Origin of the sequence: Nostoc sp. C110, from assembly GCF_043099725.1 — a bacterium.
Classification (GTDB): Bacteria; Cyanobacteriota; Cyanobacteriia; order Cyanobacteriales; family Nostocaceae; genus Nostoc; species Nostoc muscorum_A.
In genome coordinates this window covers 4,405,011-4,418,368 of the sequence record NZ_CP171148.1, presented here as the reverse complement: position 1 = coordinate 4,418,368, position 13,358 = coordinate 4,405,011, and the positions used below count along the sequence as shown (strand labels likewise).

Annotated in this window: 8 protein-coding genes; 5 read left to right on the top strand and 3 right to left on the bottom strand. The window is 40.5% G+C overall.

The features are described from left to right. Window positions 1-121 precede the first annotated feature (121 nt). From rimM to ACFFRD_RS24275, 4 genes are all read left to right on the top strand, one after another. Window positions 122-874 (top strand): ribosome maturation factor RimM, encoded by a 753-nt coding sequence (gene rimM, locus ACFFRD_RS24290; protein WP_392477984.1) that lies wholly within the window; start codon window positions 122-124, stop codon window positions 872-874. Between the two features lie 326 nt (window positions 875-1,200). Further along, the gene (locus ACFFRD_RS24285; RefSeq protein WP_392477983.1) at window positions 1,201-3,582 is read left to right on the top strand and encodes a phosphoketolase; all 2,382 of its coding nucleotides are present in this window, start codon (window positions 1,201-1,203) and stop codon (window positions 3,580-3,582) included. Between the two features lie 338 nt (window positions 3,583-3,920). Then, on the top strand, window positions 3,921-5,588 hold the full coding sequence (locus ACFFRD_RS24280; protein WP_392477981.1) for a DUF1565 domain-containing protein: 1,668 nt from the start codon (window positions 3,921-3,923) through the stop codon (window positions 5,586-5,588). A 428-nt stretch (window positions 5,589-6,016) separates the two neighbouring features. Further along, a complete protein-coding gene (locus tag ACFFRD_RS24275) occupies window positions 6,017-8,233 on the top strand; it encodes an FUSC family protein (protein ID WP_392477980.1) in 2,217 nt (738 codons plus the stop codon). 80 nt (window positions 8,234-8,313) lie between these two features. Here ACFFRD_RS24275 and ACFFRD_RS24270 read toward each other — a convergent pair whose 3' ends face one another. The 3 genes from ACFFRD_RS24270 to ACFFRD_RS24260 all read right to left on the bottom strand — a co-directional run bounded on the left by ACFFRD_RS24270 (window position 8,314) and on the right by ACFFRD_RS24260 (window position 12,799). Continuing rightward, entirely contained in the window at window positions 8,314-10,752 is a 2,439-nt protein-coding gene (locus ACFFRD_RS24270; RefSeq protein ID WP_392477979.1) for a hypothetical protein, read from the bottom strand. 356 nt (window positions 10,753-11,108) lie between these two features. Then, complete coding sequence (gene fghA, locus ACFFRD_RS24265) at window positions 11,109-11,948, bottom strand: S-formylglutathione hydrolase (RefSeq protein ID WP_392477978.1); 840 nt, start codon at window positions 11,946-11,948, stop codon at window positions 11,109-11,111. A gap of 59 nt (window positions 11,949-12,007) precedes the next feature. Next, entirely contained in the window at window positions 12,008-12,799 is a 792-nt protein-coding gene (locus tag ACFFRD_RS24260; RefSeq protein WP_392477977.1) for an ion transporter, read from the bottom strand. An 88-nt stretch (window positions 12,800-12,887) separates the two neighbouring features. Here ACFFRD_RS24260 and ACFFRD_RS24255 point away from each other — a divergent pair, with 88 nt between their 5' ends. Further along, window positions 12,888-13,313, top strand: coding sequence for a nucleoside deaminase (locus tag ACFFRD_RS24255; RefSeq protein ID WP_392477976.1), 426 nt, complete (start codon window positions 12,888-12,890; stop codon window positions 13,311-13,313). Window positions 13,314-13,358: the final 45 nt, after the last annotated feature.

The following is a 13,358-nucleotide window of genomic DNA, read 5'->3' as shown; positions in this document are numbered from 1 at the left end:
TACCGCAAGGCGGAATTAAAAATTAAAAATTAAAAATTAAAAATGAATACAGCGTAAGCGTTTCATTGATTTGGAAGGGGTGGTTTATTTCCGCCGTGTTGTACTAGTAGGAAAAATGGAAATGAAACACGAAGAAGCTAATAAAGAGATCGGAGACAGAGGTGCAGAGGGGCAGAGGGGCAGAGGGACAGAGAGGCAGAGGGGCAAGAGAGTAGGAGGAAATTCAAAAATTCAAAATGTCCAATCTCCAGTCCCTAATCCCCAGCCCGTAGTTCCCAATACCCAATCCCCAGTCCCCAATCTCGATAATTGGTTAGAAATTGGTAAGATTGTTTCCCCTCAAGGATTGTCTGGAGAATTAAAGGTTTATCCTGTATCTGACTTTCCCGAAAGATTTGAAGTGCCGGGAAAACGTTGGTTGTTGCGTTTAGATGGCACAGAACCACAACCAATCGAATTATTAACAGGACGTTATATCAGTAACAAAAACTTGTATGTGATCAAATTAGCTGGTGTGAAAACTTGCGATCAGGCGGAGACGTTGCGTGGTTGTAAACTAATGGTGCCAGTGAGCGATCGCCCCCAATTAGCCGAAGATGAATATCATGTCCTCGATTTGATTGGTTTGGAAGTCTTCATGCAAGGATCTGGCGAACTCGTTGGTACGGTGGTAGACATCATCGCCGCTGGCAATGATTTGTTGGAAGTAAAATTACACCCATCTTTTACCACTGATAAAGGACAAATGACAAATGACAAAAAGCAAAAGACGGTTTTGATCCCATTTGTGGAAGCGATCGCACCAGTCGTAGACTTGAAATCTAATCGTATTGAAATTACGCCACCACCTGGGTTATTGGAAATAAATAATTAGGTAATTAATTAACTGCTCAACAGATTTTTCAAGCGGATAATATTTCATTATTCGTAATTCATAGTGACGCTCGTTTCTCTCTACGAGATGCTACGCGAACGTAATTCGTAATTTATACGCTCTTATTTTACGCATTCTATCTTGCTTTTCAGTATCGTCATAACTCATAATTCATCACCTGTCCATCCTATACATAGAGCGAAGGAATCTGATAACAAAGGCTGGAAAAATTCATTCATCATAGGTAGATGGCCATCATCTGGAAAAAAAGTATAATTACTTACTGATGAGTTCGCCAAAATCCTTTTTGTAATGGAGTGTCGATAATGACATTAGCAACGACTCCACAAACAAAGCCTTTAACAGATGAAGAATTACGGAAGATCAACGCCTATTGGCGTGCAGCTAACTATCTTTCCGTTGGACAAATATATCTACTCGACAATCCGCTACTAAGAGAACCCCTAAAGCTGGAACACGTCAAACCCAGACTATTAGGGCATTGGGGAACAACGCCAGGGCTGAATTTTATCTATGTTCATCTGAATCGGGTCATCAAAAAATATGACCTCAACACAATCTATATTGCTGGGCCCGGTCATGGAGGCCCTGGACTAGTAGCCAACACTTACTTGGAAGGCACTTATACCGAGTATTACCACAACATCTCCCAGGATGCTGAAGGAATCAAGAAACTTTTTAAACAGTTCTCTTTTCCCGGTGGTATTCCCAGTCACGTAGCACCGGAAACTCCTGGTTCGATTCACGAAGGCGGGGAACTAGGTTATGCCCTCGTCCACGCTTATGGTGCTGCCTTTGATAACCCTGACTTAATCGTTGCTGCTGTTGTGGGTGACGGTGAAGCTGAAACAGGCGCTTTAGCAACTAGCTGGCATTCCAACAAGTTTCTTAACCCGGTACGTGATGGTGCTGTACTGCCGATCCTGCACCTGAATGGGTATAAAATTGCTAACCCAACGACATTGGCACGGATTAGCCATGATGAGTTGGAGAGTTTATTTGTAGGCTACGGCTACAAACCATACTTTGTAGAAGGTGAAGATCCCGCAGATGTTCACCAGCAGATGGCGGCAACTCTAGAAACAGCGATCGCAGAAATTCAAAGTATCCAAAGGGAAGCCCGCGTACATGGTTTCACTGAACGTCCCCAGTGGCCGATGATTGTCATGCGAACCCCCAAAGGTTGGACAGGGCCCAAGGAAGTGGATGGTAAAAAAACCGAAGGTTCTTGGCGATCGCACCAAGTTCCCTTTGGCAACATCGCCAAACAGCCAGACCACCTGAGACTCCTAGAAGATTGGATGAAGAGTTACAAACCAGAAGAACTCTTCGATGCTAACGGCACACTGATTCCTGAATTAGCAGAACTAGCTCCCAAAGGGCATCGACGCATGGGTGACAATCCCCACGCCAACGGCGGTATCTTGCTGCATGACCTGAAAATGCCCGATTTTCAAGACTATGCTGTAGATGTTACTGAACCAGGGAAAGCGATCGGAGAAGCTACCAAAGTGACTGGCAAATTCCTGCGGGATATCATACGACTTAACCAAGAAAGTAGCAATTTCCGCATCTTCGCCCCCGACGAATTAGCATCGAATCGCCTAGACCCTGTGTTAGAAGTTACAAACCGGGTTTGGGAAGCCGAGATTTACCCTGAAGATGACCACCTTTCCCCCGACGGTCGGGTGATGGAAATTCTCAGCGAAACTTCTTGCCAAGGATGGTTAGAAGGCTACCTCCTCACAGGTCGTCACGGGTTCTTCACTTGTTACGAGGCATTCATCCACATCATTGATTCCATGTTCAACCAACACGCCAAATGGTTGAAAGCTACCAAACATATTCCCTGGCGTAGACCGATTGCTTCTCTCAATTACTTACTCACCTCTCACGTTTGGCGACAAGACCATAACGGCTTCTCTCACCAAGACCCTGGTTTTATCGACCATGTAATTAACAAAAAAGCCGAGATTGTTCGCGTCTATTTGCCCCCTGATGCCAACACTCTGCTGTCGGTAACTGACCATTGTCTCAAAAGCCGCAACTATGTTAACGTCATCATTGCTGGAAAACAGCCAGCACTGCAATATCTCAACATAGATGCAGCCATCAAGCACTGCACCAAAGGCATCGGCATTTGGGAATGGGCAAGCAACGACGAAGGCGGCGATCCAGATGTAGTGCTAGCTTGTGCTGGGGATGTTCCCACCTTAGAAACCTTGGCAGCTGTAGACATCCTGCGTCAGCATTTTGCAGATTTAAAAGTGCGAGTAGTGAACGTAGTCGATTTGATGACACTACAGCCAAAAAGCGAACATCCGCACGGTTTGAGTGAAAAAGACTTTGACACAATTTTCACCACCGACAAACCCGTTATCTTTGCCTTTCATGGCTATCCCTGGCTGATTCATCGCTTAACCTACCGCCACACTAATCATAAAAACATCCATGTGCGTGGCTACAAGGAAGAGGGAACTACCACTACTCCCTTTGATATGGTTGTTCTCAACGATCTAGATCGCTTCCATTTGGTAATTGATGTAATCGATCGCGTGCCCAAACTAGGATCTAGCGCAGCTTATGTGAAACAGCAGATGCAAGATAAGCTGATCGAACACAAGCATTACATTGAGAAGTACGGCGACGATGTGCCGGAAATTCGTGACTGGAAGTGGCCTTATTAAGAGGAAATAAGGGGAAAGAGGCAGAGGAGAAAATCTTCTCCCTGCTTCTTGCTTTTTTACGATTTCTCCAGAAATTAAATAATGCGTTATCCAGAAACCTTGTAGAGACGTAGCAGTGCTATGTCTCTACATTCATTTTCGTCATCCCACCTCAGAACTCTTAACTTTCCACTCTCCACCCAGGAATTTTGGGTTGTCGAGTACCAGTGAAACCCAAAAATACTGGCATAATTTTTTCACTTTGCAGTGAGAAGTACTTTAAGTTACTTAATGCATCAATCGCTACCCACCTTTATAGTTAGCGCTAAGATAGCTATGTATTTTTTGGAAGTATAAATATGGCTCAAACTTTTTATGTAAATCCAGTATCAGGAAGCGATACCAACGCTGGTAGCCAACAAGCCCCATTCAAAACTATTACGCAAGCCCTTAAGGTAGCTACTGTTGATACCAAGATTCAACTGGCAGATGGTAATTACAATGCTGCTAGCGGTGAAGTCTTTCCGCTAACGGTTCCATCTGGTGTGACAGTGGTGGGTAATGAAACAAACACTGGCAAAGGGATTTTGATTGAAGGCAGTGGTACTTACTTGAGCCGTACTTTTGCTGGTCAGAATGTCACATTTGTGTTGTTGGATAAAGCCGAACTCAGGGGGGTAACTGTAACAAATCTGGCTAGCCGTGGTAGTGGTGTCTGGATTGAATCAACTGCTCCTACTGTTGCTAATAACACTTTCACCAACTGTAAGCGGGAGGGAGTATTTGCTACAGGTGAAGCGAACCCAATTATTTTAGGTAATTTGTTCAGTGAGAATGCAGCCAATGGAATTGCGATCGCTAAAAATTCCAAAGGTCAAATTCAAGGTAATACCTGCGTCAAAACAGGTTTTGGCATCGCAATTAGTGATACTGCATCACCCATCCTTCGAGATAACAAAATTTACGAAAACCGTTCTGGGATTGTCATCTCTGGTAGTGCCCGTCCTCTATTACGTAACAATGTCAGTGAAAATAACACTGATGATGGTATCACAGTAATTGGAACTGCCCTACCGGATATCGGCAGTACTAATAACTTAGGAGGTAATACTTTACGCAATAACGGTAAATTTGATTTGCAAAATGCCAGTTCCAACAAGCTGGTTTCTATAGGAAATAAAATAGATGCGTCTAAAGTCGCCGGAAGCATAGAGTTTGCAGATAGTTCGGTTCCCACGCCGACACCAACCCCAACCCCAATCCCAACACCAACGCCAACACCAACGCCAACGCCAACCCCAACGCCAACCCCAACGCCAACCCCAACACCAACCCCAACCCCAACACCCACACCAACCCCCACACCAACCCCCACACCAACCCCCACACCAATCCCCACACCAATCCCCACACCCACCCCAACACCAACCCCCACACCCACACCTACTATCGAATTAACCGATATTAGTAATCATTGGGCAGGTGGGTTTATTCGGGAATTAGTCAAATTGGGGATAGTTAATGGTTTCCCCGATCGCACATTTAAACCCGATGCTACGATGACACGGGCACAATACGCCGCATTATTGGTAAAAGCTTTCAACCCATCGTCAAACCGTCCCGTGGTGAAATTCAAAGATGTACCCGCAGATTTCTGGGCATCCAAGGTTATTCAGCAGGCATATCAAGGTTCATTTCTCTCTGGTTTTCCTGACAATACTTTCGGCCCAAACAAGAATATTCAGCGCGTGCAAGTGATTGTCTCCCTAGTGAATGGGTTGGGGTTATCTGCTGATGGTACAGCATCTATTAAAGCTTTCGATGACCAAGCCAAGATTCCTGAATATGCCAAGGATGAGGTAGTGAAAGCTATAAGCAAGGAGATTATTGTCAATCACCCGAACCTCAAACAACTCAATCCTACCCGTGATGCTACACGCGCTGAGGTAGCGGCGATGGTATACCAAGCTTTGGTAGATGCTGGTCGTGTAGCAGCGATCGACTCGCCTTATATTCTGACTGCTTGATTGTTCAACTAATTTATTTTGCACAATTCAGATGATTTTTTTAGGGGCAATTCATGTAGACGCATTTGCAGTTACATGAATTGCCCATAAAAAATGGTTTTAGATTAGAGACAGATCAAATTCATATTTAATTTCAAAAAATGCCGTTTTTAGTTTCTACTCGAATGAGGACAAATTATTCGGGTTACATCAAATTATCTAAAGCATAACTTTGGCTAAAATTGGTTACACAGCCTTAGCAATCTCTGGGACATACACCTGTGAAGCTTAGTTGGCAATCATTCTGTCAATGATAAAGTAGCAAAAGGTGCATTCTAATATTCACTTTCTGGAAAAGCTCTCACTTGCCCACGATGAATTAGAATAAATCTAAATATATAAAAATATTAAAAAATCCAAATAAAACTTTTGTTTTGTTAACAAAAACAATGCAGTTGAATCGAAGTAATTTTCTCAGGTCTCTGATCCAGCCAGAGCCAGGAAAACCAGCAATATCCAACGGCTTGCGAGCTGCATTAGCGTTGGGGGTTCCGATGCTAATTGGGCAACTCATCAACCAAAGGGAAAGCGGATTATTTGTCGGTTTAATGGCTTACTTTGTCAACTTAGCAAATGTTGGTGGCCCTTACCAGATTAAAGCTAAGGCAATGGTGGCGGCTACTTTGGGAATGGCTGTTTCAGTATTTGTGGGTACTCTAGTCGCTAAAATTCTAGGATTATCTGTAGTACTGACATTTCTCTGGGGACTTGCTTCAGGTTTTGCGTCGATGTATGGTAACGCTGGTGCAAATGTCGGTCTGGTTGTAGGGGTATCATTTATCTCCACGATCGCACAGCCAGGAAATCTGGAAGCCGCACTCATGCGATCGCTGCTATGTCTAATTGCAGGTGGATGGGCCATGTTACTTTCTTTAGTAATGTGGCCTTTTAGACCTTATGACCCACTAAGGATGGCTTTGGCTGATTGCTTCAGTGGAATTGCCAACTACATTCAGGCATTTCTCGGTAGGGTGACAACACCTGAAAATATTCTCGAAATTAGACAGTCATTAGAGACAGCACGGACTACTTTAGGTACTGCACGGATTGGAAAGCCGGCTCGGAGTTGGATGGATGAGCAGTTATTGGTGCTAATTCAAGATGGCGATCGCTTGCTTGGCTCAGTTATTGCCTTAACAGAGTTACTAGAGACTCACTTCAAACAACAGCAATATCAGGCAGTTCAGCAATTAGTAGACGATGCACTCGAACAAATATCAGTCGTTCTGCAAGCCATAGCGAAAGTCATATCACGCAAGCCTGCTAGCATCGATCTGGGAAATCTCAACCGCATTTATGAGGCACTAAAGGAACAAGAAAGTCTGCAAAGAAAAGCAATTGCTGGGAGTGAGACAGACTATACAACCCTCGTTGCTTTCACTAACCTGGTGCTGATGATCGAAAAACTGATCAAGCAGTTGCAATATACGGCTCAGACAGCTAAATCTTTGGTAGAACATAACAAGATAAGTCGCCGAGATATAGATAAACTTCTTGTAGTTGAAGATGAACAGCGATCGCTCTTAAGTTTACTCAAAGACAATCTCACCTTAGACTCAGCAATCTTTCGTCATGCTCTCCGCATTAGTGTAACTCTCACTGTAGGCGTAATCCTATACAGCATTACTAATTTACCAATGGGGTATTGGGTGACACTGACAAGCATCCTAGTACTGAAACCGAACTTAGGTGCAACTTTCCAGAGGTTTTTTCAGCGAGTTGGCGGGACGATCTTGGGAGCCGTGTTAGCAGCTATTTTAGTCGCAACCATCACCAGTAAGACTGTGTTAGACATCATCATTGTGCTGACAGTATTTTTTGGCATTTCCCTAATCAGTGTCAACTATGGGTATTCGGTGATTTTCTTATCAATATTTGTTTTACTAATTATCGATATTGGTAATCCCATTGGTTGGCAATTTGCTGGCTTTCGCGTCTTGAATACATTAATTGGGGCGGGACTAGCTTTTGCAAGCCATTACTTTATATTGCCAAATCGGGAACGCGATCGCTTACCCAGCCAACTCGCCACTGCACTGCGAGAATGTCACAAATACTTTTGGGATGTGATGGCTGTTTACCAGGGAACAAAAGAGCATGACTCCACCATTATCAGTCAACGGCGACAAACGGGATTGGCAATTGGCAACGCTCAAGCCTCATTTCAAGGATTGCTGCGCGAACCCCAAATGCCCAAAGAATTAGTAGAACCAGTGATGACGCTGTTGGTGTATATGGGACGTTTTACTAACTCCGTAACAGTTTTGGCAGTACATCTCGAACATTTTCGAGGAACAGTACCACTGCCAGAATTAGAAACTTTTGTCCGCCAAGTTTCACTAATGTTAGAGCAGTTAGCTGATTCAGTACAACTGGAAATTACCCCACCGCCCTTACCTGGCTTGGAAGAAACACTGCAAAAAATCCAACCGCACCTGCAAGCACTGCGTACAGCGCGAATACAAGAGCTAGCTGTCAATCAAGGGCATACACCTGTTCGTCAAGCAGTCATTGATTACAGCATATTAGATTTGGAGATCGATCAGATTGTCCGGCGGTTGACTGCTATGCACTCAGCGATGGAACGGCTAATTTCAACGAAATAAAGCGCATTTTTTTCTTTGCAAGTCCCTATTTTTCCCAAATCAAATAAGATGGCTATATTATTTTGTTCTTTGCTGATCTTTCAAAAATGGATTAATGGCAAAAATTTCATAATATTTGTTACTTGCCTTAAAGTTTTTAATTCTGGGATATCTGGTTTTAATTGTTCTGCGATCGCTAATTTTTGTTCGGCTTGTGCAGGTTGAAAGTCATACAAATAAACAACAGCTAAATAAAGATATATGTAAGGATTTTGAGAATCATATTTAGTTAATTCTATTAAATTTTGGATTAATTCTGGAACTTGGCGCTGTAAAAGTTGTGATAAGACTAGAGTGTAACGCCAATTTAAGTTATTTGGCTCTCTTTGCAGATGATAATTAGCCGCAAATCCAATCTGTTTTAAATAATCTTGAGTAGGATCGTATAGATTGAAATTATCTATCTGTGCAAATATATTATTTAATTTACCTTGTTGTAACTCTTGTGCTAGTTGTGAAGTTCGAGTAACGAAATCTAGAGGTGGAGATTTTTCTCCTGTTCCTACATTTGTTACATCTACAGTAATATCTGGAATATTTAAAGATGTGACTTTATTGGTTCTTCTATCTAAATATAGTGCTGATAATTTATATTTTCCTACTGGTAACGTTTTCGGAATAAATGTGGCTAAGGCTTCTTTCACCTGGAAAGTTCCTTCAGGATGACATTTGATACCACAGTATAAATTTCCCAAGCCAATGGCATGATCGTGATCCCAAGATGATTGGCTATTTTGCCATTTTAATAGTAAAATACCATTTTGCAAATCATCCCATGAACCTGTTATCTGATATGTTACTGGGTTATTTTTATCTAAAATTAATTGTTGAGGAATCGCAACCCTTTCTAGATTAATTACAGACTCAGTATTGCTGATTTTTTGAACAAGTACATAAGGATTCTTGCGGTTATATAATCGAAGTTTATCTCCATTAGGCAATATCCAATCGCCCTGTAATTTCAAATCAGTAGAAGATTTAACTAAAGAGTTTAATTTACGTTTAATCTCTCCACTGTCTCCTGGTTGGTTTGGTTCATTATCTCTAGTGACATACCAAGAAAAATATTGTAAATCTTCCTCTACCTGAGATAAATTATATGTGAATTTTCTACCATATACGCGGAAATCTGCTAACGCGCCAAAATAATCTAAAGTAAACTCATTTACCTGAGATGTAGAAACAGGAATTACCCCTAAAGTTGACCTTAAATATATATTTGTTTCAATGATTTTATTTATCAGTTGATCCAAGGGATATTTGTTGCCATCATTATTAGGAAAATGTTTACCACCCCATGCTTGAATTAGGGGTAACGGAAACAAATTATTGACTAACAATATACTACTTAATACCAGAGTTGCTAATCTCAGTCTATCAAAATATACATTTTCAATTAGATTAAATAAATCCGCCAATATTAAACTAATTATAGGGAAGCATGGCAGAATAAATCTAATGTCTTTATTTGTACCCAAAGTACAAATTATATAGCTACTTACTAAAGTAACTAATAACCAAATTCGAGCTGATTTATGGAGAGATACGGGAATTAAACTAGTAGTAAATTTATATTTAATAAGATAAACCAATAAAACGCCAATACTCACAGATAATATTGGTAAACCAACACTTTCCGGGATCATCTTTGGATAGAACAACCATCCAGCAATAGTTGTGGCCGAAGGATCGCCTTCTCCTTTTCCGACTTGGTTAGCGTTTAATGCCGATGTAATAATTGTTAACCAATTTAAGCTATACCAAGAACCACAAATTAACCAAGCTATCATCAAAGATAAGCAAGTTTGTATTAGCTTAATAAATTTACGTTTTATAATAAAAGTAATTAATGTCCAAATACTAGGAACTAAAATAAAAATAAATCCTGTAGGTTTAGTCAACAATATTAAACCTATGCCTACGCCCAATATGATAGTTAATCCCCATGATAAAAACCCAATATAACTATCTTTCCAAATTGTCAAAATTGTGAAAGTTACTATAACAATTGCTGTTAACCCATAATCTAATAAATAATCTGTCCGTATCATTCCTAAAATAGGAAATAATAAACAAAATACGCTGGCAGTTATGCTAGTTTTTCGGTTTTTAAATAAAAAGTTACCTAAATGATACACTGAAAGTATAATCATTGCAGTATATAATAAGTTGACCAAGCTTGCCTGGTCATATCCACGCCCAAACAACATCAAGAATGGTACGGTGCAAATATATAAAAAAGGAGCGCGATAACTTGGAGTTAATTGCCACAGAGATAACCACCAATTTCCTGAGAAGATATTAAAGTTTTGAAAAATCCTATAATGATGTAATGCTGTCGTTAAATGTGCGCTTTGATCGTAGGATGGAATCGAATCATCTAATAAAAACCAAGTTCTATCTATAGCTAATGCTATCAGCCAAATTATTAAGAGGATGATATAGTCTTTTCTCCTCTGAGAAGGCACAAAATTATTCATATTAATTGCTCAAAAATAAAGCTCAACTAATTATATATCTGTCATGTATCGCCGTTTAACTAAATATTATGTCCGCTTAACTACTTATTAAACGCCAAGAATGCCCCTTGATCCTGGGAAAGATTAAGAGATGGGGTGCAATAATTGTGGGAATCATAACTGCTCTTTTAGAGGATGTTTGAAAAGTCCTCTTGTCAGTATCAAAAGCTCTAAATCCTCCTAAATCTCCCGATAAATTGAGAGACTTTGATTTCGGTTCCCCATTCTTTCGTATTCTTGTTCAAAAATCAAAATAGAAACCTGGGGTTTAAATAGATAAAAACTGCTGTAATCAATAAAGCGATACCTACGGTAAGCTACGCTAACGCATGGTGGCGAATATGATCTTCAATAAAACTGGCGATGAAATAATAACTGTGGTCATAGCCTTCTTGGTAACGCAAGTTTAGCGGCTGCTTAACATCTGCACAAGCTTTCTCAAACACTTCCGGTAGTAATTGTTCAGCTAAAAATTTATCAGCAGTCCCTTGATCAATAAGAATTGAACTGTGATACCCTACTTGTTTGACTAATTCACTAGCATCATAAGCACGCCAACTTTCTTGATTTTTGCCAAGATAACCACCAAAAGCCTTTTGTCCCCAAGGACAACGCATAGGTGCAGTGATAGGTGCAAAGGCTGATACTGATTTGTAAAGTTCTGGGTTTCTCATCGCACAGACAAGCGCCCCGTGTCCCCCCATTGAATGACCGAAAATACCTTGTTTTTCAGGTTGGGTGGGGAAATTTGCATTAATCAAAGCAGGTAGTTCGTGGACGACATAACTATACATTTGGTAGTTTTTACGCCACGGTTCTTCTGTGGCATCAACATAAAAGCCTGCACCTGTACCAAAGTCCCAGTCATCATCCTCGCCTGCAATACCAGTATTACGCGGACTAGTATCTGGTGCAACCAGCATCAAGCCATACTCAGCCGCCAAGCCTTGCACTCTCCCCGCCTTCACCATAAAATTCTCTTCCGTGCAAGTCAACCCAGAGAGAAAATAGAGAATTGGCACAGGTTTATGAGTTGCTTGTGGTGGTTGATAAACAGCAAAACGCATTTCACCATTACAGGTTGAGGAGAAATGGCTGTAAAAGCCGAGTTTGCCACCAAAGCTTTTATATTCTGAAATGACGTTTACGTTAGGCATTGACTATATTCTGGAACTACCCGGTAATTAGCACTATATACCGCCGTAGGCATCGCATTTCAATCAACCCTGTGACTAGGTAACTTAGTCCCGCACCTTTTACAAAACCCAGCATCTATATCATGGAAAGCCAATTCACAGTTGGAACAAACCATTTTTACCTGATTAGCAGTTTTCACAACTTGCTTAATTAAATCCCCCACTTGCCAGGGAATCAGTGCAATTCCTGTGAAAATCATCAATACCGTTAGCAAACGTCCTAATTCAGAAATTGGAATAACATCGCCAAATCCCACAGTTGTCATTGTGACAACAGAGAAATAGAATGCATCCAAAAATGTCCCGTAATTTTGAGGATTAACCGGATGCTCTACTTGATATATTAAACCAGAATAAATAAAAACAATTGCGAATAATGTAAATAATATTCGCGCAAAGATCATGCCATCTTCAGTGCTGATAGTAGCGAATAAAAATTTTCTATCTATAAACCTGATTAATCGTAAAATCCGAAACCATCGCAGTAGCCGGATAAAGCTAATATCCACCATCCCTATAAAGAATGGCAAAATTGCCATTAGGTCAATAATCGAATAAAAGCTAAAAATATACTGAATTTTGTTTTCTGCACTCCACAAACGGAGTAAATATTCCACCGCGAATATGATGACGATCGCAGTATCGACTAGATGTAATTCAAATCGCACAGAATCAGGAATGTTATAAGTTTCTGCGACAAAAATTCCTGATGATAATAGTACCAAAGCGGCAAGTGTTAAATTAATCGCCTTACCTATTGGTGTTTCTAGGTCTTTTAAGTAGAATTCTGTTTCTTGTCTGCTCAATAACATATTCGACTATTAACTAATCTTAATTCCCAGTTATAGCATCAGAAATACGATATTATTAATCACTATCCTTATATTAACCTCACTTTCTATGATTCCAGAATATTTTATGGGTTTAGCTTTGGCGCAAGCAAAAGAAGGAGATACACCTTACGGTGCTGTGATTGTTAAAGATAATGAAGTTGTTGCCGTAGCTCATAATACTGTTATCAGAGACAACGATCCATCAGCCCATGCTGAAATCAACGTTATTCGTAGTTTAACAGCTAAACTTAAAAACCATTTTTTAGAAGGTTATAGTATATATACAACTTGCGAACCTTGTCCCATGTGTGCAACTGCTTGTGTTTGGAGTGGTTTATCAGAAATTATATATGGTGCTTCAATTCAAGACTTAATCTCGATAAATCAATCACAAATTAATCTGTCTTGTGAAGAGGTAATCGCTAAATCATTTAGAAGCATCAAAGTTACCAAAGGCATTTTAAAAAATGAATGTTTGGAGTTATTTAAATAAACTACAACACATTTAGCTTTTTCATTAGGTAAGTGCAAATCATTG